The following is a 21,334-nucleotide window of genomic DNA, read 5'->3' on the forward strand; positions in this document are numbered from 1 at the left end:
ATAGGCTCTTCCCATGACGAGGATTTCGCGCGTGATCGCCTTCACTCCCAAGCCCATTATCGCAGCCGCGATGGCCGCTACCACCCTGCTGACCGCCGGATGCGGGGGCGGGGCGGGCTCTGCAAACGAAGATGTGGCCTATGTCGCGCGGGATGTGGAATCGCTTTACTGGGAGGCCAAGCGGCGCCTTGATCGCGGCAATACCAAGCTTGCGGCGGCGCTGTTTGACGAGGTGGAGCGCCAGCACCCCTATTCGCCCTGGGCGCGCCGGGCGCAGCTGATGAGCGCGTTCAGCTATTACGTCGCGCAGGATTACAACGCCGCGATCCAGAGCGCGCAGCGCTTCCTGTCGATCCACCCGGGCAACAAGGACGCGCCCTATGCCTATTATCTGGTGGCGCTGAGCTATTACGAACAGATCAGCGATGTGCAGCGCGACCAGAAGATTACCGAGCAGGCGCGCACCGCGCTGCGCGAGGTCGACCGGCGCTTTCCCACCACGCAATATGCCGCCGATGCGCGGCTCAAGCTTGACCTGGTGAACGATCACCTGGCCGGCAAGGAAATGGAGATCGGGCGCTTATACCAGAAATCGGGCCTGATGCTGGCGGCGCAACTGCGCTTTCAGAATGTGATCGAGGAATTCGACACCACCAGCCATACGCCCGAAGCGCTGTTTCGCCTGACGGAAAGCAGCCTGGCGCTGGGCGTGCCTAACGAAGCGGTGAAATATGCCGCTGTGCTGGGGGCGAATTATCCCGGCAGCAAATGGTATGAAAAGGCCTACAAGCTGATCGGCAAGCACGCCCCTGGTGTCACGGCCAGCTGAGCCGCGCATTACACGCCGCCTGCGCTCGGCGCACAATTCCACATCTAAGCTTTGCCATGGGCGGTGACTGGCGCTGCGCCATGCGCTAACACCAGCTGTGATGCTGACCCGGCTTTCGATCCGCAACATCGTGCTTATCGAAGCGCTTGACCTGGATTTCGGGCGCGGGCTGGGCGTGCTTACGGGTGAGACAGGCGCGGGCAAGTCGATCTTGCTCGATGCGCTGGGGCTCGTGCTGGGCGACCGGGCCGACAGCGCGCTGGTGCGCGGCGGTGAAAGCAAGGCGAGCGTCAGCGCCAGTTTCGAGTTCGCCAAATTGCCTGGCCCGGTGGCCGACACGCTTGAAGATGCCGATATCGAGATCGAGACAGGCGAGCCGCTGATCATCCGGCGCCAGCTCAAGGCAGATGGCGGCAGCAAGGCATTCATTAACGACCAGCCGGTGGGCGTGGCGCTGCTGCGCGAGATTTCGGGTGCGCTGGTTGAACTGCACGGCCAGCATGACGATCGGGGGCTGGTCAACCCGCGCGGCCATCGGGCGCTGCTCGATCGTTATGCCGGCACCGATACGGAAGGGCTGGGCAGTGCCTGGCGAGACTGGCGTGCAGCTGAAGACCGGCTGGCAGAGGCGCGCGCGGAAGTGGAGCAGGCCAAGGCCGATCAGGACCTGTTGATCGCCCACCTTGCCGAACTGACCGCGCTTGAACCGCAAGCGGGCGAGGAAGCGCGCCTCGCTGAAACCCGCTCAGCGATGCAGAAGGGCGAAAGGCTTAGCGGCGACCTGGAAGAGCTGCGCCACATCTGGGACGGATCGGATTCGCCGCTGGCCAGCTTGCGGGTCGCGGCGCGGCGGCTTGACCGGATTGCGGGCGAACACCCGCTGCTGGCCGAGGCGCTTGCGGCGCTTGACCGCGCATTGGTGGAGGCGGGCGAGGCCGAAGACAAGCTTGGCGCCGCTGCCGAGGCGCTGGTGCATGATCCCGCCGCGCTCGATGCTGCCGAAACGCGGCTGTTCGAGCTGCGCGCGCTGGCACGCAAGCATCGCTGCGAGGTCGATGAACTGCCGCACAAGATGCGCGAGATGCGCCGCGCGCTCGACGCGATCGAAGGCGGCGAGGCAGAGCTTGACGCGCTGGAGATGTCCGCGCGCGAAGCAGGTGAGGCCTATCGCACGCTCGCCCAAGCGGTGCACGAGGCGCGGATCAAGGCGGCCAAGGCGCTTGACAAGGCAGTGGCAGCGGAGCTTGCGCCGCTCAAGCTTGACGCGGCGCGCTTCCTCACTTCGATCGGCAAGCTGCCACAGGACAAATGGGGCGCATCGGGGATCGACAGCGTCGAATTCCTCATTTCCACCAATCCGGGGGCCGATTTCGCGCCCTTGAACAAGATCGCCTCAGGCGGCGAGCTGTCGCGCTTCATCCTGGCGCTGAAAGTGGCATTGGCTGAACAGGGCGGCGCGGCGACGGTGATCTTCGACGAGATTGACCGCGGCGTGGGCGGCGCGGTGGCGAGTGCGATTGGAGAGCGGCTGGCGCGGCTGGCAGCTGGTGGGCAATTGCTCGCGGTGACGCACAGTCCGCAAGTCGCGGCGCGCGGAAATACGCATTACCTGATCGCCAAGTCATCCAGCGGCACGGTGACGAAGACCAGTGTGGCGCTGCTCGACAGTGCCGAGCGTCAGGAAGAGATCGCGCGGATGCTCAGCGGCGCAGAGGTCACGCCCGAGGCGCGCGCACAGGCGGACCGGCTGCTGGAGGGTGTTTAGGCACTGAATGTTGGCAATCGATCCAATTGTGGACATTTCGGTTGAGCTTCGATTTTTAGTCAGGCTCCGTTGGGGTATCGCACCACCTCTTCCCAATCAGTGGCCTTCGCATTCGAAGGTGGGTTATAGATCCCCTCGCCCGTTGCGCATGACGTATCGTCTCTTCCATTTTCTTGCGCGCGATTGGAACAGGTTACGACGCGCCAATCGATCTTTGCATCTTCGCCGAAAAATTTTGCCACGTGGTCAAGGTTAAATGGACCAAATTTGTGATGACCTAGCGCAAAAGAACTTGGAGGAATCATTCTGGTGCAGAGACGAGCGCCAGGGCGGAACCAGCATCTATTAGCAATACATTGACCAGACGAGCCGTTGAATGAAGCGGCGTCGTAACTTGGATTTCCCAAGTTCGCTTCATGAAACTCAGCAAACGCCTTGGTGCATTGGGAGTTGTTTGTGCAGGAAAGCTCAGGCGCCCCTACCGCAGCCAAGTCAGCATAGATGCATGCTCCACCTGACCCAAATGATCTTTCCTCCAGCGGTCGAGCATCCGTGCCTCTACTCACGCTAAAGGAGCCAGTGAGTTGGAAATTATCCGGTCCCGTTGGTATTACAGGGCCAGGCTTTAAAACCTTAAATTCCGGAGGGACCACTGTTTGTGCGGCTACAGAAATAGATAGCGCAAAGACCGTGAACAGTGTTGCCAGAGCAAAGCGAGATACGAGCATGCCGACCCCCCAAACGTCAAGATACCCAGAGCATCAATTCGGAACATCGACCCACTAATCGGTGGCTGATTGCTCTTCTTTTTTTCGTTTTGCAATCGCAAATGTTTGATGCGGAAATGAAGGTTGGCTTGGCAAGATGAATAGCCCAACGTCAGCTTTCCACCCATTTTCGGACCTAGTCCTCGCGCATACTCAGATAAATCAGCGTCATCATGGCCATTGCGCCATATATCCATGAGCCATCGAACGGGCCCTGGCCCAATGGCATTTGCCATAGTTGATATCCGGCGATGGCCACACCCTGAAACAGTCCCCACCAGTTCACCACCGCGGCGCCCATGGCGATCTTCGCCCATTTCTTGCCTGCCTCGAAATCGGCGGCATCGGCCGCTCGCAGCGACCACAGCTTCCATGCGCCGAACAGGCCGCCAATTCCTGCCACCAGCTCCAGCGAGAATACCAAGACCATAGCTATCACGATCAGGAATTTTGGCGGAACCGGCAACAGTGTGACCGGATAGGCTTCCTGATCGGCGTGGCTGGTGGTGTAGATGAAGAAGTCGAAGGCCTGCTGCAAATTTGCGAAATTGTGCGCAACATAGAGCAGCGCCATCAAGGCAACGCTTGCGGTGATTACGGATTTCAGAACGCGGTCGATCATCGGTATCCCCCTCAAAAGCCAAATGACCCGGTGCGACCCGATGGCGCGGGCTTTTCCCCGCGCAACGTCTCATGCATAGCGTAATCCATGGGAATCGAGCAAATCTCCGAAGCTGAAGCCGCGAACGAGCTGATGCGGCTGGCCAAGGCAATCGCGCATCACGACCGCCTATATCACGCCGAAGATTCCCCCGAGATCAGCGACCCGGAATATGATGCGCTGGTGCGCCGCAATGCCGAGCTGGAGGCGGCGTTCCCGCATCTGGTGCGGGAGGATTCGCCGTCCCGGAAGGTTGGCCATGCGGTGGCCTCTTCGCCCTTGAGCAAGGTGACGCACGAGGTTCGCATGATGAGCCTCGACAATGCCTTCGCCGCTGATGAAGTGCGCGATTGGGTGGCGCGGGTGCGGCGGTTCCTGTCGCTGCCCGAAAGCGAGCCGGTGGCGATTACTGCCGAAGACAAGATTGACGGCCTGTCCTGTTCGCTGCGCTATGAGCGCGGAAAGCTGGTGCGCGCGGCGACGCGCGGTGACGGGCAGGTGGGCGAGGATGTGACCGCCAATGTGCGGCATATCGCCGACATTCCGCAGCAATTGGCGGGCGAAGGTGTGCCTGATGTGTTCGAGGTGCGCGGCGAAGTTTACATGTCCAAACAGGACTTTGCTGCGCTAAATGCTGCACAGCAGGAGGCGGGCGGCAAGTTGTTCGCCAATCCCCGCAACGCGGCGGCGGGATCGCTGCGGCAGAAGGATGCCGGTGTCACCGCTCAGCGGCCCTTGCGCTTCTGGGCCTATGGCTGGGGCGCCGCCTCGCAAGTGCCCGGCAAGACGCAGCACGAGGTGATGCGGCGCATCGAGAGCTGGGGCTTTCCCGTCTCGCCCTTCCTGGCGGTGGTCAGTGAAGTCGATGCCATGCTGGCGCATTATGCGGAGATTGGCCGCAAGCGGCCCGATCTGCCCTATGAAATTGACGGCGTGGTCTACAAGGTTGACCGGCTCGACTGGCAGGCGCGGCTCGGCTTCGTGGCCAAGGCGCCGCGCTGGGCACTGGCGCATAAATTCCCCGCCGAACAGGCTGAAACCACGCTGGAAGCCATCGATATCCAGGTGGGGCGAACCGGCAAGCTTACCCCCGTCGGGCGGCTCGCCCCGGTGATGGTGGGCGGGGTTACGGTGACCAATGTCACGCTCCACAATCGCGACGAGATCGCGCGACTGGTCGTGCGCCCCGGCGACCGGGTGCTGGTCCAGCGCGCGGGCGACGTCATCCCGCAGGTAGTGCGCAACCTTACCCCGGATGCAGAGCGTGCGCCCTTCCTGTTCCCCGATCACTGCCCCGAATGCGGCAGCGAGGCGGTGGCGGAAGAGGGCGAGGTTGACGTGCGCTGCACCGGCGGGCTGATCTGCCCGGCGCAGCGGACCGAGCGGCTCAAGCATTTCGTCAGCCGTAAGGCGCTGGACATCGAGGGGTTGGGCGAGAAAACCATCGACCAGTTCTTCCACAAAGGCTGGCTTGAGAGCCCGGCCGATATCTTCCGGTTGAAGGACCGCCGCGAGGAGATCCTTGCGCTGGAGGGCTGGCAGGACAAGTCTGTGGATAATCTGTTGGCTTCTGTGGATAACAAGCGCGAACCCGATGCTGCGCGGCTGCTGTTCGGGCTGGGCATCCGCCACGTCGGCGAAGTGACCGCGCGCGATCTGATGAAGAATTTCCACGAGCTGCCCGCGTTGCGTGCCGCCGCGGAAAGTGCGCGCGAGGGTGACGATGAAGCGCTGGCCGAGATCACCTCGATCGATGGTGTCGGCGGCGCGGTAGTCGAGGCGCTGGGCGATTTCTTCCATGAGCCGCACAATGTCGCGGTGTGGGAAGACCTGCTGCGCCTTGTCAGTCCGCCGCCCTATGTCGTGGAAACGCTCGATTCTCCCGTGGCGGGGAAGACCGTGGTGTTCACCGGCAAGCTCGAAACCATGAGCCGCGACGAGGCCAAGGCGCAGGCCGAACGGCTTGGCGCGAAGGCAGCGGGATCGGTCAGCGCCAAAACCGATCTGGTGGTGGCCGGGCCGGGGGCGGGCAGCAAGCTCAAGAAGGCGGCCGAACTGGGGATCGAAGTGATCGACGAGGCGGGCTGGGCGCAAATCGTGGCGCAGGCGGGGTAGGGCGATCGCATCGCCAACATGCAGGCCTTTACCCGCGCGGCGCTGAGCCTGCTGGAGAACGCGCTTTCAGCCTAGCGCCGGGGTACCCACTTCATCACGCCCCCTGCCATCGGCGTCCACCAGCCGGTTCTGATCCCAGCAGCCGCCAGCGTGTCGCTGGTCCACTGGTTGCAGGTCTTGCCCAGATGATAGCTGCCCGGCGCATCGTAGAATATGTCGTAATCTTCATAGCCGGGATGGCTTGTGCGCTCGCCGCGTGGCAGCACCAGCTGCTCGATCTGCGCCACCAGCAGCGCATATTCCGCATGGCTGATGGTCAGCTCGCGGTGATCGGGCGAGGGTGCCGGGCGGACATAATGCGCCACATGCAGCAGGCCATCGCCGCCGCTTGCCGCGCTCCACACCGTGCCCAGCGAAAGATCCCACCAACTCGGTGTGTTGAGGAACACTTCGCGCTCGCCCCAGCTCACCGAGACATGGGTGTAGGGGCGGCGCGGCGTTAGCACGTCATCAACCGGGAATTCCTCGCGCCAATCCTTTTGCGGCGTGACCACCGGCATCACGATCGCTGTGTGCACGCCATTGGTCTCTACCATGATGGTGACGCCGCGGGCGGGCTCCTGCCAATTGCCGTTGCGGGGGATGGACGAACCGATCCATGCCGAAAGCAGGAACAGCGCGGCAAGCGCCAGCAGCATGGCCAGCGGCCAAACCAGCAGGCGCCTGATCCAGCGCTTCACTGCCGCTTGCGCAGCCACAGGATCGACCAGTCACCATTGACCATGCGCTCGGCCAGGCGGAATCCTGCCGTGCGATAGGCGCGGCGTACGCGCGCTTCCTGCGTTTCGAGCAGACCCGCCAGCAGCACATGCCCGCCCGGCACAACGGCTGCGGCAAAATCGGGCGCCAGCTCGACCAGCGGCCCGGCAAGGATATTGGCGATCAGCAGGTCATAGGGGCCGCGCGCTTCGAGTAGCGGGTGCTGGATCCCATCGGCGATCACCATGGTCAGTTCGCCCGCTCGCGCGCCTAGCTTCACGCCGTTGAGATCGGCATTGTCGGCTACTACGCCCGTGCACACCTCATCGATATCCGATGCCGTCGCCAGCGCGCGCGGCCACAGATGCATGGCCGCAAAGGCCAGCAGGCCGGTGCCTGTGCCGATGTCAGCCAGATTGCGCGCCATCACGCCGCGGCGTTTCATTGCATCAAGCATGGCGAGGCAACCGGCCGTGGTTTCGTGCTGGCCGGTGCCGAAGGCCTGGTTGGCGGGAATAACGAAATTGACCCCGTCATTCGCGGGCGCATGCTCAGGCGTATGGACATGGAACCGGCCCGCGCGGATCGGCTCGACGCCCTGCTGGCTCAGGGTAAGCCAGTCTTCATCAGGCAATTGCTCGGCAGTGATTTTGGGCGCTTTGCCTGTAAACAATTCAGCAACGGCACGTTTTTGCGCAGGGCCCGGCTTGTGGGGATACCATGCCTCCAGCACCCAGTCGTCCGGGCGATCTTGCGCCACTTCGCTGCCTGAAATGACCAGTTCGGGATCCCAGTCCCACACCTCGTCATGCGCGAGCAGCGCGGCCTGGACGACCTGCTTTGGCGCAAAGGCGAAGAGTTTCCAGCTGGTCACTTGGCGTCCGCTTCCTGCGCGAGGCGTCCGTCGAGCCGGGCGGTGACCGAGGCGGCATAAGCCTGGCAGGCACCGGGATCGATCCATGGCGCCTCGCCCTTCAGTCGCGCGGGCATATTGCTGGCGGATGGGTGCGGCGTCAGCAGCAGGTCGCAATCGAGTGCGGCCAGCCGCGCGATGCCGCGGCGAAACATTGAAACATATTCAGGATGGTCGGTGAAGCGATACTCGTCGCTGCTGACTGCGGTAAGGCTGTCGCCAAACACTATGGTGACACATTCGGCACTGTCGCAGCTTTGCCATTGCCAACTCATCGCTCCAAGTGTGTGGCCGGGCGTAGCGACAGCTGTAATAGTGACGCCAGCCAGTGTGATTTCTTCGCTATCACGGACAGTGCGGATTTCACCAGCCACCGGAGCCATCGGGTCATGCAAGCCTGCTTGCGGATCGCGCGGGTTGTCCATGCCGCTGCGCAGGACGGGGGCGGCGTCGGCGCTGGTATAGACCGGCGCTCCGCTCAATTGCTGCAAGCGCGCGAGGCCGCCGACATGGTCATAATGCTCATGGCTGGTGAGCAGGGCCTTCACTTCGGCGATCGAGTGGCCAAGCGCGGCGATATTGGTTTCCACGACTTGCGATCCCGGTTCGGTCCCGCTGTCGATCAGCACGATCCCCGCATCGCCGACAATCAGGATCGCAGCAATGCCGCAGGTGCCCACGTAATAGACATTGCCGTGGATCTGGTATGGCGGGGCGGGCTTGTCCCATTCGTCCCAATCGGTGCAGGTAGCGGCCCAAGCAGCGCGGTTTTGTTCCGGGGCAAGCGGTGCCGAGGCATTTGCGTGGGCGCAGCCTGCACAAACCAGTGCGATCAACGGTGCAGCTTTGGGGATTATCTTATCGAACATAGCTTGCTCCATTGGCGTCGATCACGGCGCCGGTCATGCTTTCGGGCGCGTCGAGCGCGCAGAACTCGATAATCCGCGCTATCTCATCGGGAGAGGCCACCCTCCCGAGCGGAATATCGCGCAGCAATTCCGGCCCGCCGCGGCTGGCAAGATAGTCGCCCGCCATGGCGGTGTCGGTAAAGCCCGGCGTTATGGCGAAGCTGACGATCCGCTGGGCGCCGTAACCGCGGGCGATTGTCTTGTGCATCGCCAGCATCCCGCCCTTTGCCGCAGCATAGTGCCAGTGCGCGGGCGAATCTCCGCGATATCCGGCGCGGCTGGCAACATGCACGATGCGGCCCGGCACACCGCGTTCCAGCCAGTGCATCACCGCTAAACGACTGAGCTGTGCGGCGGAGGTAAGGTTGATCCGCAAGGTTTCTTCCCAGCTATCCAGCCATTCGATGTCGGACGAATCAAGCGCTGCCGCCTTGAACAGTCCAGCGTTGTTAATGAGTATATCGATCGTCCCGCCTGCGCGCTCGAGCGCCGATTCCCACAGCAGCTGAGGCGCCGAAGGCTGGGTAAAGTCGGCCGCTACGGTCATCGCGTCTGCGGCACTGCTGGTATGGCCGATCACTTTTGCGCCGCGCGACTCGAGCGCGTCTCGCGCCGCCGCGCCGATTCCCCGGCTCGATCCGGTGAGTAAAATGCATTTCATGCACTGGCCTATCCGAAACTTTGCAAGCAGAGTCGAGCGGAACTCACTGAAACGCGGGTTGTCACACGCGCCACGCACGCTAAGTGGGGTGCCAACCGCGACAATCGGATATTTGACCATGCCCAACAGACCATTATCGCCGCACCTCCTCGATGGAGCCAGGCTGCACTGGAAATGGGGGCCGCACATGCTGGTCTCTATCCTGCACCGGGCAACCGGTGACGGGATGGCGCTGGTGGGCCTGTTCGTGCTGGTGTGGTGGCTGGGCGCTCTCGCCAGCGGCGCGGAATATTACGCCGCTTTCACGGATATGATGGCTTCGCCAGTTGGCATGGTGGTGCTGGTGGGCCTTAGCTGGGCCTTCTTCACTCACATGATGAGCGGCCTCAGGCACTTCGTGCTCGATATCGGTGCGGGGTATGAGCTGGGCACCAATCGCTTCTGGTCAATTGCATCGCCAATCATCGCCATTCTGCTGACAGCGGGCTTCTGGGCCCTGCTGCTGCGCTAAGGACATTCGCAATGGGTAATGGAACATCTCTCGGTAAGGTGCGCGGGCTTGGCTCCGCGCATCAAGGCGCGCATCACTGGCTCCTGCAACGCTTTACCGCGATCGGCAATCTGGTGCTGATGATCTGGCTTGCGGGCAGCATTTTGTGGCTGCCCGATCTTGGCCATGCCACCGTCAGTGAATGGCTGGCCCAGCCGGTTTCCGCCACGGCCATGATCCTGCTGGTGATCAGCACTTTCTGGCACGCCCGGCTTGGCCTGCAGGTGCTGATCGAGGATTATGTCCACAATGCCGGCAGCAAATTTGCCTGCATTGCCGCGCTCAACCTTGCCGTGATCGGCGGCGGGGCCTTCGCCATTTTCTCTGTTGCCAGCCTTGCCTTTGGAGGAGCCGCCTGATGGCCGACACCTCAGCCTACAAGATCATCGACCACACTTATGACGTGGTGGTCGTCGGCGCGGGCGGTTCGGGCCTGCGCGCCACCATGGGCGCAGCCGAGGCCGGGCTCAAGACCGCGAATATCACCAAGGTCTTCCCCACAAGGTCGCACACGGTCGCCGCACAGGGCGGTATTGCCGCTTCGCTGTGCAACAACACGCCCGATCACTGGCAGTGGCATATGTTCGACACCGTCAAGGGGTCTGACTGGCTGGGCGATCAGGACGCGATCGAATATATGGTGCGCGAGGCGCCCGCAGCGGTTTACGAGCTTGAACATGCCGGCGTGCCATTCAGCCGCAATGAGGATGGCACGATCTACCAACGCCCGTTCGGTGGGCACATGCAGAATATGGGCGAAGGGCCGCCGGTGCAGCGCACCTGTGCTGCGGCTGACCGCACTGGCCACGCCATGCTTCATGCGCTCTATCAGCAGAGCCTCAAATATGATGCGGATTTCTTCATCGAGTATTTCGCCATTGACCTGATCATGGCGGGCGAGGGGGCTGATCGCAGGTGCGTGGGCGTGATGGCGATGTGCCTTGACGATGGCACGATCCACCGCTTCCAGGCCAAGGCCGTGGTCCTGGCAACCGGCGGCTTCGGGCGCACCTATTTCACTTGTACCAGCGCGCATACCTGCACCGGCGATGGCGGCGGCATGGTGCTGCGCGCAGGGCTGCCGCTGCAGGACATGGAATTCGTCCAGTTTCACCCCACCGGCATCTATGGCGCGGGCGTGCTCATCACCGAGGGTGCTCGCGGCGAAGGCGGCTACCTGACCAATAGCGAGGGGGAGCGTTTCATGGAACGCTATGCGCCTTCTGCGAAGGATCTTGCCAGCCGCGACGTGGTATCACGCTCGATGGCGCTCGAAATGCGCGAAGGGCGCGGCGTTGGCGATCATGGCGACTATATTTACCTGCATCTCGATCATATCGATCCCAAGGTGCTGGCCGAGCGGCTGCCGGGCATCACCGAAAGTGGCAAGATATTCGCCGGTGTCGACCTGACACGCGAACCTTTGCCAGTGTGCCCCACGGTTCACTACAATATGGGCGGCATTCCCACGAACTACATGGGCGAAGTGCTCAATCCCACAGCGGAAAGCGCCGATGCCACTGTGCCCGGCCTGTTTGCCGTGGGCGAGGCTGCCTGCGTTTCGGTTCATGGCGCGAACCGCCTTGGATCGAATTCATTGATTGATCTGGTGGTGTTCGGCCGTGCCGCAGGCCACCGGCTGAAAGAGACTGTCAGGCCGGGCACGGCGCATGCCGCGCTGCCGGCGGATTCGGCCGATCAGGCGCTGGGGCGGCTCGACCATTTCCGCCACGCCAATGGCGGATCGCCCACGGCCGAAGTGCGCACTGAAATGCAGCGGACGATGCAGGCGCATGCGGCGGTGTTCCGCACCGATGAACTGATGGCGGAGGGCAAGGTCAAGCTGGCCAATGCCTATGAGCGGATGCAGGACATCAAGGTGACGGATCGCAGCCTGATCTGGAATTCGGACCTGATCGAGACGCTTGAGCTGGACAATCTGATCAGCCAGGCATCGGTCACGCTGCACGGTGCCCATGCCCGCAAGGAAAGCCGCGGCGCGCACGCGCATGAGGATTTCCCGGATCGCGATGATGCCAACTGGATGAAGCACACGCTCAGCCATTTCGATGGCTGGGGCGGCAATGGTGGCAAGGTGACGCTGAGTTATCGTGACGTCCACAACTACACACTCACTGACGATATCGAATACATCAAGCCGAAGAAGCGGGTGTATTGAGCGCGCGGGATCGGTCTGCTTCGGGCACGATGCAGGCGATTTGACCTTGTCTGACCGTTTCGCCCTGGCCTGATCGCAGGCCGGGCTGCGCGGCGTGAACCGGCCCGGCTGTTCAGGCGATAGCCAGTTTCTCCAACAGGTTTTGGCGCCTGTTGTTGAGCAGGTCTTCAAGCGTGAAGCCGTCAAGATGCGAAAGGAACGCATCAAGCGCGCCTGCCAGCGCTGGCTTCAGGCGGCAGGCTCCGTCGATCGAACATTCGGCATCGCCCCCCATGCATGACACGAAACCTTCGAACCGTTCGAGCCGCCGCACAACGGCACCCAGGTTGATCTCGCGTGGATCGCGCGCCAGGCGCAGGCCGCCGCCGCGCCCGCGCGTGGTTTCGATCAACCCTTCGGCCTGAAGCGCTTGCACCACCTTGGCGAGGTGGTTGCGCGATATTCGGTAACGATCGGCAATCTCGTCAATTGTCGCTTGTCGCTCGGTCGCGCCCAGCATCAGCATAATGCGCAGGGCGTAGTCTGTTTTGAGGCTCAGCTGCATAAAAGGGGTATATGAAGTATTGCTTTTATCCGCAAGGCGATTAAGCAGGTAATTGAAATACCTCTTTACGAGTCGATGGATCATGAACACCTCCGCCACGCAAGAACGCACCCGCGATCAGGTCGCCCGCATCCGTGCAGCAAAGCGCGCCAAGGCTGTTGCCGTCGGAGTGGATGAGGCCTTCGTTTCGCAGCTGGTCGACAGATTCTACGCGGCGGTGCGGGATGATGACCTGCTTGGCCCGATCTTCGATCAGCGCATCGCTGACTGGCCGCAGCACCTTGATCGGATGAAGCGTTTCTGGCGCTCGATCCTGTTCAACAGCGGCGAATTCTCGGGCAATCCGATGCTCAAGCACATGGCAATTCCGGGCCTTGAAGAGCGCCACTTCGCCCGCTGGCTGGAGCTGTTCTATGCGCAGCTGCGCACGCTCGAATCCACTCCCGGTGCGGCCCCGCTTGTTGGCCGGAGCGCCCGGATGATTGCCGACAGTCTGCTAACCGGAATTGCCACTCGCCGCAGCGGGTTGGCGGGATCTCGCGCAGGAGGAAACCTTCCCCATGTTTGATTTCAATCTTCATCAGGCCGAACAGGTCGAACACGAAGTTCTGGCCCAGGAGGTCGCGTGCAGTGAGGTGGGTGTTTCGCCCCGACCTGAGGCCAAGCCGGGCTTTCAGTTCCCGCCGCGTGTGTGGGGTCTGATGCTGGCATCCTATGCCGTTTTCTTCGTGGCAATTTTCGCTGCCACTGGCGGAAGCGGCCACGCACGCTTCGCGATTGTCATTTCCGTGCTCTACACAGCGATGTTCTTCGGGGTTGCGCGGATCGGAGCGGGTATTGGCGGGCCGGAACGGCTTTCACCTCTGGATCGCGGGCAGCCGCTTCAGACATGGACGGGGCCGATGGATTCACGCTCGGCCTATGCACAGGTGCTGGTGGTTCCCATGGTGATCGCGCTGTTCGGAATCGGCATCGCCGCCATCATCGCCGTCATTGACTTCACGGCTTAGGGATCGACCCGCCGCACGTCCAATATCTTGACCGGCTGCGCCAGCATTTGCCCTTTGAGGAAGCCTTCGCCCTCATTCGGGGCGATTGGCTGGGCATGGATCGCATGGACCACCTCCATCCCTTCCACCACATAACCGAACACCGCAAATCCGGGCCGCAGCGCAGGATCTTCGGCATCGGGCCGGGCGTCGAGCCCGCGCTGGTCGCGTATCATGATCGAAAAATCGCCCGTCGCCGTTCCGGGTTCGAAGCGCGCCATCGACAGCGCGCCATCGGTATGGCTCAGCCCGGTTACATTGGTCGGCTCATGCGCAATGCCCGGCAGGATGCGATCGGGATGGTTCTGCGCCCCGCATTGCAGGAATCCCGCAGGCTGCTCGCCGCCCGCAACCCGCATCGCGCGGTAGCATTGCGTGCCGTCGAAGCGGTCTTCGTCGACATAGCGCAGGATATTGGCCGCGGTGATCGGCGCGCGCTCAGTCTCGAGCGCGACGGTAAACTCGCCCAGGGTGGTTTCGATCACGACATTGACGGTTTCGAACACCGGATCGGGCACGCCGGGCGTGGCCGCCGCCCGCGCGCTGACTTCAAATTTCATGATCAAGGTGCGCTGGTTGGCCGAGAAGTTGTTGTCCGAAGCAAGATAGAGATAGGTGCCGCCACTATCCTCGCGAACGGCAATGCCCTCGAAATTGTCGATCGTGAGCGGCGATGCCCAGGTTGCTAGTGTTTCGCGCTGGCCATCCGGCCCGATCGCGACAATCGCAGCGGCATTGCCGAATTTGCGCGAATAGCTGCGGAACAGCACATAGCACACGCCATTGCTGGCGCAGTCGGCCGCGGTTGGCGCGCCGGATCTTTCGTCAAGCGGGGACGGCGCGGCAATTTCCAGGCTGGTGGCGGTTGCGCCCGTTTGACGCAGGCAATTGGGCGTTTCGGTGCCAGCCCATTCGCCGCAAACCAGCCACCCATCTGGAGTTGCGGCCAACGCCTCTAGCCCTTTGTTGGATCCCGCCACGGAAACGAACGGCGCAACACCCGCTTCGGCTGGCGTGGCCGGCCCATTCAGCGCGTCATAGCGCCAGATGCGGTGATCGCGTTCGAAGCTGATGAACCATTCGCCCGATGGAGCGAGCGCGATGTCCTCCGCATCGCCGTCTTGCTTGCGCCGCAGCTTCTTGCCATCGATATCGAGCAGCGGGCCGGAAGTGATCGCAACAATGTCAATTAGCCGGTCGCCAAGCTCGTCGGGGGTCATGATCAGCCAGCGCCCGTCATCCATCACGCCATAAAGCTGGCCGCCGTGCCATTCGAGGCCCGAAATGCCGCCGATTTCCGCCTCGCCCGGTTCAAGCTCAAGCCCGCCGCGATAGGAGAGTTCACCGAGGGTTTCATTGTCCGGCTTGCCGGGATCGAGCGCGACAGGCGCCGTGAAGGGCATGATCTCGTCATTGGCAGCGGCGCTGGCGGAAAGGGAGGCCAGAACCGCTGCGATCGCGGCAGCCAGAGCGGAGTTCCATGTCATTCGTCCATCGTGATATGTCACCGGTCGAGAAGCAAGCACCTTGGGCGCAAGTTTATGCAGACACGATGTTTACAGATGTAGTCACAACGACTACATGCGTAATCGTAACGTGAGTGAAGCGTGCCAGGAGTATTGCATTGGCGAATAGTGAAGACCGCAAGCCTGACAGGATCAGCGAAGCCGAACTTGCGGTAATGGAAGCGCTGTGGGCGAAAAGCCCGCTCACCGCAGCGGAAGTTTGCGACGAGATTTGCACTGCGCGTGGGTGGAGCCAGGCCACCGTCAAGACCTTGCTCGGGCGGCTGGTGCAGAAACAGGCGCTTTTCGCCGCGCCTGACGGCCGCCGTTTTCTCTATTCTCCGCTCATCGCCCGCGCCGATTACATTGGCGGCGAGAGCAAACGGCTGGTCGACCGGCTGTTTGGCGGAAAGGCTGCCTCGCTGGTGGCTCATCTGGCCGAACAGGAAGCGCTCACCGAAAATGACCTGAATGAGATCGAAGCCCTGCTGAAGGAGCTCAAGCAATGATGGATTGGCTGCTTGATACCCTTGTCTGGACTGCTGCGCTGATTGCGCTGGTCCTGCTCATCCGCCGCCCGGTGGCACGCTGGTTCGGGCCGCAGTTCGCATATGCGCTGTGGGCACTGCCGCTGCTGAGGCTGTTAATGCCCCCGTTGACCTTGCCCGCCTGGCTGGCCCCGGTTGAGCCCGCGACAACTACAGCGCCTGCGAGCGATTCAACCGGATTTATGCTGGTCGAGTTCGCGCCTGCGCCATTCGTAGAGCCTGCCGCTCCGCAACTGCTGCCTTATTCGCTTCAGGAAATCGCGCTGGCGGCCTGGCTGACCGGGGCCGCGATATTCCTGTACCTGCGCTTCCGCTCCTATCACCGGATGCGGCAGGATCTGCTGGCCGAAGCACGCGAGGTTGGCCGCGCGGGCAAGGTGCGCCTGGTCGAAACCCCTTTGACCGGTGCGCCTCTTGCCTTTGGCGTGATCGACAAGGTGGTGGCGCTGCCCAAAGGTTTCCTTGCCGATTGGGACCGTGAAGCGCGCGATCTGGCGCTGGCACATGAGCTGGCACATCACCAGGGGCAGGATCTGCTGATCAATATGGCTGCGCAGCCGCTGTTCGCGCTGCACTGGTTCAACCCGCTCGGCCATCTGGGTTGGCTGGCCATGCGGCGCGACCAGGAGGCGGCTTGCGACGCCCGTGTTCTCGCAGCTTGCGGTCCCGCAAAGCGCGCCGCCTATGCCAAGGTTATCGCGAGTTTCGCGGCCGGCCCCAATGTGGCGCTGGCCGCCCCCATGGCCTGCCCGGTGCTGGGCGATAAATCGATCATACAACGACTAAGGAGCATAAAAATGAACAACCACTCCAATAGCCAGCGCTGGCTTGGTCGCGGCGTGCTGGCGGCGGCGCTGCTTGCGATGCCGCTCTCGGCCACCATCAGCTATGCCGAACCTGCCCCTGCGCCCGAAGTCGCGCCAATTGCCCCGCTTCCGCCGACACCGCCGGTACCGCCTGTGCCACCGGCACCCATGGCGATGCAGGCAGCAGCGGAGGCACCAATCGCTCCGGATGGTCAGACAGCTATGATTGAACGCGTGATTTCCGATGGCGTGGAACAGGGCGCCGACGGGAAGGACGTGAAGAAAGTCCGCAAGATCCGTATGATCAAGCATGGCGAGGACATCTCCGAAGAGCAGATGCGCGAAATCATGTTCGAGGTTCGCGAGGGGCTGGCCGAAGCCGACCGCGAGTTGACTGAAGCGATGAAGCAGCACCGCCTCACCATGGTCACGATGCGCGATGCCGAAGGCAAGATGCCGCATGTGAATGTCTCTTGTGATCAGGACAATGCTCAGGAATGGGTCAGCAAGGAGGGCGAGGGCACCAAGGTCGTGAAGTTCTGCTCTGCCGAAATCATGGCAAGCGCGATCAGCGGTCTTGAAACGGCGCGGAACTCAATCGCCATTGACGAGAACATCCCGGCTGATGTGCGCGAGGAAGTGCTGCGCGAACTCGAACGGCAGATCAAGCGCTGGAAAGAGAAGAACAGCTGACCTGCTGCAAAGGACCAGCTTAATGAACAGCGCCGGGGCGATCTATGTGGTCGCCCCGGCTTTTCATTGCCCTATGCGAAATAGCGATCGCACACGGCATCGTCGGCGCTTTCCAGCCCCGCATTGAGCGCTTCCATACGCTGTGCGCTGCTGCCGTGCGTAAAGCCTTCGGGGTTGATCCGCTGGCCGGCGCTACGCTGAAGCGTGTCGTCGCCAATCGCGCTTGCCGCGCGCATACCCTCCTGCAAGTCACCGGGCTCGATCAGCGAACGGTTTTTGCCCGCCCAAACGCCTGCATAACAATCCGCCTGCAGCTCCATCCGCACCTGCAACTCGTTCGCGGAGGCGGGATTCTGCTGCTGAGCGCTGCGAACCTGCTCTGCCAGTCCGGTGAGGTTCTGGATGTGGTGCCCGTATTCATGCGCAATCACATAGAGCCGGGCGAAATCGCCGGCCTCGCCGGTCATCTGCGCGAGTTGATCGTAAAATCCGGTGTCGATATAGATACCCATATCCGCCGGGCAGTAGAACGGGCCTGCTGCGGATGTGGCACTGCCGCAACCCTGAGTGCTGACCTGACCGCCGCGAAACAGATCAAGCACCGGTTGTTCGAACCGCATACCCGCGCGGGCGAATTCCGGTTGCCAGGTTTCGTTGAGTGATTGCAGCGCGTTGCATGCTTCCACGGCATAGGGCCCCTGGTTGCAGACCTGTTCTTCGCTGAGCTGGTCCTGTTGCGCTTGCCCGGGTGCGGTTTGCTGGCCGCCCTCAATCGCGGTGATCGTCTGCATCGGGTCTGCACCGAAAACGAAATAGGCGATCGCGGCCAGGACCAGCGTCCCGATACCAATGCCGCCGGGCCCGCCAGGGATACGCGATTTGCCATCGCTTGAGCGGACCTTGATCTTGCTGGTGTCGAACCTGCGCAGTTTCATCGAATCATGCCTCCTCGTCGCCATTATTGTTGGCCAACCAGGCTATAAATGCACCCAGCTCGGATGCGGGCGTTCAATTGCCGGGATCGGTCTCTTGTTCGTCGCCGTCTTCCTGCGCGGCGACGATGGCGGCAGCTGCCGCACGCGTTTGCGGGTCAACCGGGCGGGCGGGATAGGGGCAATCCATGGTTTCACCCATTCCTTTCAGATAACCGCGCCGTACCGCACCAGCCATCACCGCCTCCTCAAACTCGCGCTGGTTCTTGGCTGCACCGCTGAGTTCGCGCACAATACCGCGGAAAGGCAAGAGCGAGCCGACCGCGCTTTTCGCCAGTCGACCGGCGCTGACCCGGCGCTGCTCGCCTGAATATTCATCGAAATCGAGGCCCAGAACGCTGTCGAGTTCTGTGATTTGGGCGGAAATCTGGCTGCAGGATTCGATTGCGTCGCGACTATAGGCGTCGGCCACCGCCCGTTGCAGCACTTCTGGAATATCCTCGGTCGACAAGTTCAGGTCATCGGCGGGCGTCGACGCTATATTGCCGACGTCGGGATCGCGTTTGCCCACCGGCCTTTCATCCTGTGACCCGGCGCCGCCCACACAGGCAGCAACGGGCAGGGCGCATGCAAAGGCCAGAGCCAGGCGTGCGGGCATTGCAATTTGTCTGATCGGCATAGCGGCAGTCTCCACCAACAGTCGAACCGGGTAGGGCGCAACACGATACAGCTTCCGGGTTCGCATCCGCAACCCCGGCGCGCAATCGCTTTGCGCTGGACAGTGATGCGTGAAGGCGAATACTGCGCCTGCCACGAATCCAGCCACAGGGTAATTAGATGTTTCTTGAAGGCAAACGCGCGCTCATCACCGGCTCCACTTCAGGTATCGGGCTCGCTATTGCGCGGGCTCTGAAGGCCGAAGGTGCTGAAATCATCCTCAACGGCTTCGGCGACGAAGCGATTATCGCGGCGCTTTGCGAAGAGCTGGGTGCATCGCATTCCGCCGCAAACCTGCTCGATGTGGGTGAGATCGAGGCGATGATGGCGGAAGCCGGTGCGATCGATATTCTCGTCAACAATGCCGGGATGCAGCATGTCGCCCCCGTGGATGAATTTCCCGTCGACAAGTGGAATGCGATCATCGGGCTCAATCTCACCGCCGCGTTTCACACCACAAGGCTGGCCGTTCCGGGCATGAAGCAGAAGGGCTGGGGGCGGATCATCAACACCGCCTCGGCGCATTCCAAGACAGCTTCGCCATTCAAGAGCGCCTATAACGCCTCGAAGCACGGGATCGACGGTTTCACCAAGACTATTGCGCTGGAGCTGGCGCAGACGGGGGTTACCGCCAATTGCATCAGCCCCGGCTATGTCTGGACGCCGCTGATCGAAGGGCAGATCCCTGACACGATGAAGGCGCGCGGGCTCACCCGCGATCAGGTTATCAACGATGTGTTGCTCGCAAAGCAGCCGACCAAGAAATTCGTACAGCCCGATGAAGTGGGCGCGCTTGCCGTGTTCCTCTGCCGCGAAGAAGCAGGTAATGTCACCGGTGCAAACTGGAGCATCGACGGAGGCTGGACGGCTGAATGAAAGGACAGGGGGCAGTGGGGGTAGCAAGGCGGCTTTGCGCGCTTGCGCTTGTGCTGGTTCTATCGGCATGCGCCAGCTCGGCCGGTATCCGCGTCAAGCAGTCGGAATTTGTCGCGCTTGAAAACTCCATGGCGCGTCATGTCGATGTGCTGGCCAGCGTGGAGTTTGCCGGCCGCAGGCCCGGAACGCCCGGCGAAACCAGGACGCTGGAATACATGCGCGGAGAGATGGAGCGCGCGGGCTATGTTTCCGGCACCAATGATCCGGCCAATCCCTGGAATGCGCCGGTCCGCCTTGTCAGTGTAACCGGCGGTGAAAGCCGCATCGAAATCGTCAATGGCAAGCGCCGGGTTACGCTCGATCCGGCGACTGCAACCGGCTTTACCGATCGCCGCCGGGGCCTGGTCGAAGGCGGCGAAATGGTGTTTGTCGGCCATGAGTCAGAGAATGTCCCGCCTGATTTGGTGCGCGGACGGGTGGTGGTGATGCTCAGCGAGCCGGGCGTTAGCCCGTCGCGCCGCGCGCAATTGCTCGAAGCTGGCCCTGCCGCAGTGATCACTGTGGTTGAGGAGGCTGAGACAGTCGAGCAAATGCGCCAGCTTCGCTCCCGCGAGCGGCTCGTCCTGGCCAGTGAAGGCGCTGACGATCTGCTGGTTTTTGTCACTGACGATGCGATGGGCGATGCGCTGGGCGGGTCTGTGTGGCAGAAGCTGCGTGATGCCGCGACCGAAGGGCATGCTGCAGGCGGCTTTGCCCCGAAGCTGCTCGACGCCCGGATCAATATCGACACGCGCTCGACCCGGCGCGAGGTCATGTCGCACAATTTCATCGCCCGCCTGCCCGGCACAAACAGCAACGCGGGTGCGATCCTGCTGCTCGCGCATTGGGACCATTTTGGCGAATGCGGCCCGCCCGATGCCGAAGACCGGCTGTGCAATGGGGCAGTCGACAATGCCAGCGGGATTGCGCTGATGATCGAGCTGGCGCAGCGGTTGGCGAAGGGCAAGCCGTTGGCGCGCGATATCTATGTGCTGGGCACGACGGCGGAGGAATGGGGATTGCTTGGCGCGCGCGCTTTCGCCGAAGAGCCGCCGGTGCCGCTCGAAAGCTTCGTAGCCGCATTCAATTTCGACACGGTGGCGATCGCGCCGCGCGGCAGCGCGGTGGGCTATATCGGCGAGGGCATGACTCCGCTTGACCCGCTGGTGTTCGAAGCGGTCAAAAAAGCCAGGCGTGAACTTGCCCCGCGCGAACTGACCGAACCCTTCCTCCAGCGGCAGGATGGCTGGGCGCTTTTGCAACGCGATGTTCCAACGGTGCTGCTGTCCAACGCGTTTGGTGATGAAGAGAAGATGATGGCCTTCCTGGCGACCAAATATCACCAGGCAACGGATGAGCCGGGCGCGCTCGAATTGGGCGGAGCGGTGGATGATCTGCTGCTGCACGAATATCTGATCCGCCGCATCGCGGACCCGGCCAAATATCCCTGAGTGGCAAAGCCGTATAAAAAAGCGCGCTCCCCCCTCTAGCCCCTGCGGCAACATGCGGTTACATGGG

Annotated in this window: 21 protein-coding genes; 12 read left to right on the forward strand and 9 right to left on the reverse strand. The window is 62.2% G+C overall.

Annotated features, from left to right (window positions below; genetic code table 11):
* Positions 1-13: 13 nt before the first annotated feature.
* Positions 14-829: an outer membrane protein assembly factor BamD gene (locus ACX3VQ_RS12285; protein WP_462572380.1), complete on the forward strand. Its 816-nt coding sequence runs from the start codon at positions 14-16 to the stop codon at positions 827-829.
* A gap of 100 nt (positions 830-929) precedes the next feature.
* On the forward strand, positions 930-2,594 hold the full coding sequence (gene recN, locus ACX3VQ_RS12290; RefSeq protein ID WP_462581344.1) for a DNA repair protein RecN: 1,665 nt from the start codon (positions 930-932) through the stop codon (positions 2,592-2,594).
* A 903-nt stretch (positions 2,595-3,497) separates the two neighbouring features.
* Here recN and ACX3VQ_RS12295 read toward each other — a convergent pair.
* Positions 3,498-3,983 carry a DUF2165 family protein gene (locus ACX3VQ_RS12295; protein ID WP_462572377.1) on the reverse strand — a complete coding sequence of 162 codons (486 nt, stop codon included), beginning with the start codon at positions 3,981-3,983 and terminating at the stop codon, positions 3,498-3,500.
* 87 nt (positions 3,984-4,070) lie between these two features.
* Between ACX3VQ_RS12295 and ligA the strand changes: the two genes are divergently transcribed.
* The gene (gene ligA / locus ACX3VQ_RS12300) at positions 4,071-6,137 is read left to right on the forward strand and encodes an NAD-dependent DNA ligase LigA (protein ID WP_462581345.1); all 2,067 of its coding nucleotides are present in this window, start codon (positions 4,071-4,073) and stop codon (positions 6,135-6,137) included.
* Between the two features lie 71 nt (positions 6,138-6,208).
* On the opposite strand, the gene ACX3VQ_RS12305 is transcribed toward ligA, so the two are convergent.
* The 4 genes from ACX3VQ_RS12305 to ACX3VQ_RS12320 are packed head-to-tail and all read right to left on the reverse strand — an operon-like array spanning position 6,209 to position 9,378.
* Entirely contained in the window at positions 6,209-6,895 is a 687-nt protein-coding gene (locus ACX3VQ_RS12305; RefSeq protein WP_462581346.1) for a DUF2459 domain-containing protein, read from the reverse strand.
* The gene (locus ACX3VQ_RS12310) at positions 6,874-7,770 is read right to left on the reverse strand and encodes a 50S ribosomal protein L11 methyltransferase (RefSeq protein WP_462581347.1); all 897 of its coding nucleotides are present in this window, start codon (positions 7,768-7,770) and stop codon (positions 6,874-6,876) included. Before ACX3VQ_RS12310 ends, ACX3VQ_RS12305 begins: the two co-directional genes overlap by 22 nt.
* A complete protein-coding gene (gene bla, locus ACX3VQ_RS12315) occupies positions 7,767-8,678 on the reverse strand; it encodes a subclass B3 metallo-beta-lactamase (protein ID WP_462581348.1) in 912 nt (303 codons plus the stop codon). The genes ACX3VQ_RS12310 and bla overlap by 4 nt, the downstream gene beginning before the upstream one ends.
* Positions 8,668-9,378, reverse strand: a complete 711-nt coding sequence (locus tag ACX3VQ_RS12320) for an SDR family NAD(P)-dependent oxidoreductase (protein ID WP_462581349.1) — start codon at positions 9,376-9,378, stop codon at positions 8,668-8,670. The genes bla and ACX3VQ_RS12320 overlap by 11 nt, the downstream gene beginning before the upstream one ends.
* Before the next feature lie 118 nt (positions 9,379-9,496).
* On the opposite strand from ACX3VQ_RS12320, the gene sdhC reads away from it, so the two are divergent.
* Genes sdhC through sdhA form a run of 3 tightly spaced genes read left to right on the forward strand, consistent with a single transcriptional unit; the run spans position 9,497 to position 12,107 of the window.
* Positions 9,497-9,889, forward strand: coding sequence for a succinate dehydrogenase, cytochrome b556 subunit (gene sdhC / locus ACX3VQ_RS12325; RefSeq protein WP_462581350.1), 393 nt, complete (start codon positions 9,497-9,499; stop codon positions 9,887-9,889).
* An 11-nt stretch (positions 9,890-9,900) separates the two neighbouring features.
* Positions 9,901-10,287, forward strand: coding sequence for a succinate dehydrogenase, hydrophobic membrane anchor protein (sdhD, locus tag ACX3VQ_RS12330; RefSeq protein ID WP_462572369.1), 387 nt, complete (start codon positions 9,901-9,903; stop codon positions 10,285-10,287).
* Complete coding sequence (gene sdhA, locus ACX3VQ_RS12335) at positions 10,287-12,107, forward strand: succinate dehydrogenase flavoprotein subunit (protein WP_462581351.1); 1,821 nt, start codon at positions 10,287-10,289, stop codon at positions 12,105-12,107. Before sdhD ends, sdhA begins: the two co-directional genes overlap by 1 nt.
* A 112-nt stretch (positions 12,108-12,219) precedes the next feature.
* On the opposite strand, the gene ACX3VQ_RS12340 is transcribed toward sdhA, so the two are convergent.
* Positions 12,220-12,651, reverse strand: coding sequence for an RrF2 family transcriptional regulator (locus ACX3VQ_RS12340; protein ID WP_462581352.1), 432 nt, complete (start codon positions 12,649-12,651; stop codon positions 12,220-12,222).
* 82 nt (positions 12,652-12,733) lie between these two features.
* Between ACX3VQ_RS12340 and ACX3VQ_RS12345 the strand changes: the two genes are divergently transcribed.
* Both ACX3VQ_RS12345 and ACX3VQ_RS12350 read left to right on the forward strand, forming a co-directional pair.
* Positions 12,734-13,219 (forward strand): group III truncated hemoglobin, encoded by a 486-nt coding sequence (locus ACX3VQ_RS12345; RefSeq protein WP_462581353.1) that lies wholly within the window; start codon positions 12,734-12,736, stop codon positions 13,217-13,219.
* On the forward strand, positions 13,212-13,661 hold the full coding sequence (locus tag ACX3VQ_RS12350) for a hypothetical protein (RefSeq protein WP_462581354.1): 450 nt from the start codon (positions 13,212-13,214) through the stop codon (positions 13,659-13,661). Before ACX3VQ_RS12345 ends, ACX3VQ_RS12350 begins: the two co-directional genes overlap by 8 nt.
* Here ACX3VQ_RS12350 and ACX3VQ_RS12355 read toward each other — a convergent pair.
* A complete protein-coding gene (locus tag ACX3VQ_RS12355) occupies positions 13,658-15,187 on the reverse strand; it encodes an esterase-like activity of phytase family protein (protein ID WP_462581355.1) in 1,530 nt (509 codons plus the stop codon). The two genes, ACX3VQ_RS12350 and ACX3VQ_RS12355, sit on opposite strands and share 4 nt — an antisense overlap.
* Positions 15,188-15,324: 137 nt before the next feature.
* On the opposite strand from ACX3VQ_RS12355, the gene ACX3VQ_RS12360 reads away from it, so the two are divergent.
* Positions 15,325-15,714 carry a BlaI/MecI/CopY family transcriptional regulator gene (locus ACX3VQ_RS12360; RefSeq protein ID WP_462572363.1) on the forward strand — a complete coding sequence of 130 codons (390 nt, stop codon included), beginning with the start codon at positions 15,325-15,327 and terminating at the stop codon, positions 15,712-15,714.
* Entirely contained in the window at positions 15,711-17,252 is a 1,542-nt protein-coding gene (locus tag ACX3VQ_RS12365; RefSeq protein ID WP_462581356.1) for a M56 family metallopeptidase, read from the forward strand. Before ACX3VQ_RS12360 ends, ACX3VQ_RS12365 begins: the two co-directional genes overlap by 4 nt.
* A 71-nt stretch (positions 17,253-17,323) precedes the next feature.
* Here the strand turns inward: ACX3VQ_RS12365 and ypfJ are convergent, their stop codons facing one another.
* On the reverse strand, positions 17,324-18,187 hold the full coding sequence (gene ypfJ / locus ACX3VQ_RS12370; protein WP_462581357.1) for a KPN_02809 family neutral zinc metallopeptidase: 864 nt from the start codon (positions 18,185-18,187) through the stop codon (positions 17,324-17,326).
* Between the two features lie 73 nt (positions 18,188-18,260).
* Complete coding sequence (locus ACX3VQ_RS12375) at positions 18,261-18,863, reverse strand: hypothetical protein (protein ID WP_462581358.1); 603 nt, start codon at positions 18,861-18,863, stop codon at positions 18,261-18,263.
* 158 nt (positions 18,864-19,021) lie between these two features.
* On the opposite strand from ACX3VQ_RS12375, the gene ACX3VQ_RS12380 reads away from it, so the two are divergent.
* Both ACX3VQ_RS12380 and ACX3VQ_RS12385 read left to right on the forward strand, forming a co-directional pair.
* Positions 19,022-19,777 carry a 3-hydroxybutyrate dehydrogenase gene (locus ACX3VQ_RS12380; RefSeq protein ID WP_462581359.1) on the forward strand — a complete coding sequence of 252 codons (756 nt, stop codon included), beginning with the start codon at positions 19,022-19,024 and terminating at the stop codon, positions 19,775-19,777.
* The gene (locus ACX3VQ_RS12385; RefSeq protein WP_462581360.1) at positions 19,774-21,267 is read left to right on the forward strand and encodes a M28 family peptidase; all 1,494 of its coding nucleotides are present in this window, start codon (positions 19,774-19,776) and stop codon (positions 21,265-21,267) included. The genes ACX3VQ_RS12380 and ACX3VQ_RS12385 overlap by 4 nt, the downstream gene beginning before the upstream one ends.
* Positions 21,268-21,334 lie beyond the last annotated feature (67 nt).

Source organism: Altererythrobacter chaiwopuensis (genome assembly GCF_054957735.1).

What these genes read in the sequence shown, in the direction of transcription:
- ACX3VQ_RS12380 (WP_462581359.1), top strand. Translation starts at nt 19,022, where the DNA reads ATGTTTCTTGAAGGCAAACGCGCGCTCATCACCGGCTCCACTTCAGGT.
- ACX3VQ_RS12320 (WP_462581349.1), bottom strand. Translation starts at nt 9,378, where the DNA reads ATGAAATGCATTTTACTCACCGGATCGAGCCGGGGAATCGGCGCGGCG.
- ligA (WP_462581345.1), top strand. Translation starts at nt 4,071, where the DNA reads ATGGGAATCGAGCAAATCTCCGAAGCTGAAGCCGCGAACGAGCTGATG.
- ACX3VQ_RS12355 (WP_462581355.1), bottom strand. Translation starts at nt 15,187, where the DNA reads ATGACATGGAACTCCGCTCTGGCTGCCGCGATCGCAGCGGTTCTGGCC.
- ACX3VQ_RS12295 (WP_462572377.1), bottom strand. Translation starts at nt 3,983, where the DNA reads ATGATCGACCGCGTTCTGAAATCCGTAATCACCGCAAGCGTTGCCTTG.
- ypfJ (WP_462581357.1), bottom strand. Translation starts at nt 18,187, where the DNA reads ATGAAACTGCGCAGGTTCGACACCAGCAAGATCAAGGTCCGCTCAAGC.
- ACX3VQ_RS12375 (WP_462581358.1), bottom strand. Translation starts at nt 18,863, where the DNA reads ATGCCGATCAGACAAATTGCAATGCCCGCACGCCTGGCTCTGGCCTTT.
- ACX3VQ_RS12345 (WP_462581353.1), top strand. Translation starts at nt 12,734, where the DNA reads ATGAACACCTCCGCCACGCAAGAACGCACCCGCGATCAGGTCGCCCGC.
- sdhD (WP_462572369.1), top strand. Translation starts at nt 9,901, where the DNA reads ATGGGTAATGGAACATCTCTCGGTAAGGTGCGCGGGCTTGGCTCCGCG.
- ACX3VQ_RS12385 (WP_462581360.1), top strand. Translation starts at nt 19,774, where the DNA reads ATGAAAGGACAGGGGGCAGTGGGGGTAGCAAGGCGGCTTTGCGCGCTT.
- bla (WP_462581348.1), bottom strand. Translation starts at nt 8,678, where the DNA reads ATGTTCGATAAGATAATCCCCAAAGCTGCACCGTTGATCGCACTGGTT.
- sdhC (WP_462581350.1), top strand. Translation starts at nt 9,497, where the DNA reads ATGCCCAACAGACCATTATCGCCGCACCTCCTCGATGGAGCCAGGCTG.
- ACX3VQ_RS12350 (WP_462581354.1), top strand. Translation starts at nt 13,212, where the DNA reads ATGTTTGATTTCAATCTTCATCAGGCCGAACAGGTCGAACACGAAGTT.
- recN (WP_462581344.1), top strand. Translation starts at nt 930, where the DNA reads ATGCTGACCCGGCTTTCGATCCGCAACATCGTGCTTATCGAAGCGCTT.
- ACX3VQ_RS12365 (WP_462581356.1), top strand. Translation starts at nt 15,711, where the DNA reads ATGATGGATTGGCTGCTTGATACCCTTGTCTGGACTGCTGCGCTGATT.
- ACX3VQ_RS12340 (WP_462581352.1), bottom strand. Translation starts at nt 12,651, where the DNA reads ATGCAGCTGAGCCTCAAAACAGACTACGCCCTGCGCATTATGCTGATG.
- ACX3VQ_RS12285 (WP_462572380.1), top strand. Translation starts at nt 14, where the DNA reads ATGACGAGGATTTCGCGCGTGATCGCCTTCACTCCCAAGCCCATTATC.
- sdhA (WP_462581351.1), top strand. Translation starts at nt 10,287, where the DNA reads ATGGCCGACACCTCAGCCTACAAGATCATCGACCACACTTATGACGTG.